General features: G+C 34.2%; 3 protein-coding genes. All 3 read right to left on the bottom strand.

The window, feature by feature from the left end:
• Nucleotides 1-109: 109 nt before the first annotated feature.
• On the bottom strand, nucleotides 110-358 hold the full coding sequence (locus LEP1GSC199_RS00055) for a DUF6364 family protein (RefSeq protein WP_039925597.1): 249 nt from the start codon (nucleotides 356-358) through the stop codon (nucleotides 110-112).
• 297 nt (nucleotides 359-655) lie between these two features.
• A complete protein-coding gene (locus LEP1GSC199_RS00050) occupies nucleotides 656-1,192 on the bottom strand; it encodes a GNAT family N-acetyltransferase (protein WP_002975848.1) in 537 nt (178 codons plus the stop codon).
• Between the two features lie 6 nt (nucleotides 1,193-1,198).
• Nucleotides 1,199-1,357, bottom strand: coding sequence for a hypothetical protein (locus LEP1GSC199_RS21165; protein ID WP_002975847.1), 159 nt, complete (start codon nucleotides 1,355-1,357; stop codon nucleotides 1,199-1,201).
• Nucleotides 1,358-1,751: the final 394 nt, after the last annotated feature.

Below are 1,751 nucleotides of genomic sequence, written 5' to 3'. Positions count from 1 at the left end.
ATTTTTTTATTTTCTATTAGTGAAATTAGTTCTACAGATTCTTGAAAGAAAGGTTCTCTTGCATATAGATAGTCGATAATAACATCAGAATCTAGGTAAACATTCTGAATCATTTGTATTTTTTTTCAAGAAAATGAGCTATATCATTCTTAATATCAATTTCTTTTTTACCTTTTAGTATTCCTGCTAATTTTTTTGTCACAGGTGGAAGATTCTCATCATTAGATGGCATTTTTGAAGAAATTCCTCCTAGATAGTCTTCTATCAGTTTAGATAAACTTTTATTTCTCTGCTTAGCAAATTCCTTTGCTTGCTTTATTATTTTGTCATCAAGAGATAATGTAAGTTTAGTATTCATACGGAAACACCTATACGTATAATGGTGAATTCTAGTTACGTAGATGTCAATCTTTACATTTTTCCAAATAATGCATTTTTTTAATCTTTTTTACTTATTTTCGAAGAGATTTTGTCTCTTGCGCATAACGAACTAGTGGAGACGACGTTTCCCGACCCTGAGTCCCGGTAGCGGGACGTTAGGGACTGGCACGGAGTTTGCGGATGCAAACGAGTGACAGAAGGGAAATGTGGCGTAGCCCAAGCGAGGCCTCGTGCCGAAGCGCAGCGTTTCCACGCTGTTATGCGCAGAAACGCATTATACGATAGTAATTAAATCAAAATACATTAATCTTGTGTCTTCATTTGTATCTGATTGGGTAAGGTAAACAAATCCATTTTTTTCATAGAAGCTGAGAGTCTCTTTGTTATTATATGCATCAACAGTAACAAATCGACATCCAGTTTTATTAGAATCTAGAAATAATCCTTTTATATAGTTTAGAATATCTGATCCTAAACCTTGATTTTGGTATTGTATGGCAACGCCTAATCTACCGATTTTAACTGCAGGATAACTTTTAAATCTTTTCTTTTCAGGAATTGATTTTCTAAATTTTTTCCATCCAGAATTATTTGTTTGTTCGGCAGAGATTTTATCGTTTATAACGCTGAAAAATGCTACTGTATTCTGATTTTTGATATTTTCAAAAATGTATGTAACAGCAATTAAACTTTCAGTGTATATTAAAGCGTCATTTAGTAGAAATTCGTTTAGATCTGAATCTCCACAATCGAAAGGTAAAATGGTTTTATTACTATCTAGTCTATAGAGACGGATATTTTTCCAATCCATCAATTACTACTTATCTAGTAGATCGGAGATTCTTTTGTAGCTTTCTTGAATTTTGACAATTTCCTTCTCTTCAATTTTCTTAGTCTCATTTTTATCGAGGGACTCAAAAAAGAAATCGGCATCATGGCCTTTTAGAGTAGGTGTGTCTTTGATTTGAATAGCCATCTGAGTTACTTTCCTACTTATCTTTTGTTTGAAAAGAAATTTATTATACCTGTTGATTTGACTATCGGCAGTGCAATATCGTTTTGAATATTAACGAATAGTGTTCATTTTTGCGTTCTTGCGCATAACGAACTAGCTAACCAACGTAGGCTGACCCTGAGCCTCCGTACGGAGGCGTTAGGGCTTACTATGCAAAACCAGTCAAGAGATTTTTCTTCTTTTGGTTGGTCTCAAAAAAATCTGGTGAATAGGGGGTTTGGTGTTTCCACATAGAAAAGATTATTTTTGCCCACTTGTTAGATAGAGAGCGAAGAGCTATGGAATTCTTTCGTAACTTTTGATCTCGTGCTTGTCATAAAATTGACGGGCCCAATCGACTCTGGTAATTGAATTG

Source organism: Leptospira vanthielii serovar Holland str. Waz Holland = ATCC 700522, assembly GCF_000332455.1.
Classification (GTDB): Bacteria; Spirochaetota; Leptospiria; order Leptospirales; family Leptospiraceae; genus Leptospira_A; species Leptospira_A vanthielii.
The sequence above is the reverse complement of the archived record's forward strand: the minus strand, read 5'-3'. Positions and strand labels throughout refer to the sequence as shown.

Bases quoted from the DNA above. Each gene is read 5' to 3' on its own strand.
- LEP1GSC199_RS00055 (WP_039925597.1), bottom strand. From the start codon at position 358: ATGAATACTAAACTTACATTATCTCTTGATGACAAAATAATAAAGCAA.
- LEP1GSC199_RS00050 (WP_002975848.1), bottom strand. From the start codon at position 1,192: ATGGATTGGAAAAATATCCGTCTCTATAGACTAGATAGTAATAAAACC.
- LEP1GSC199_RS21165 (WP_002975847.1), bottom strand. From the start codon at position 1,357: ATGGCTATTCAAATCAAAGACACACCTACTCTAAAAGGCCATGATGCC.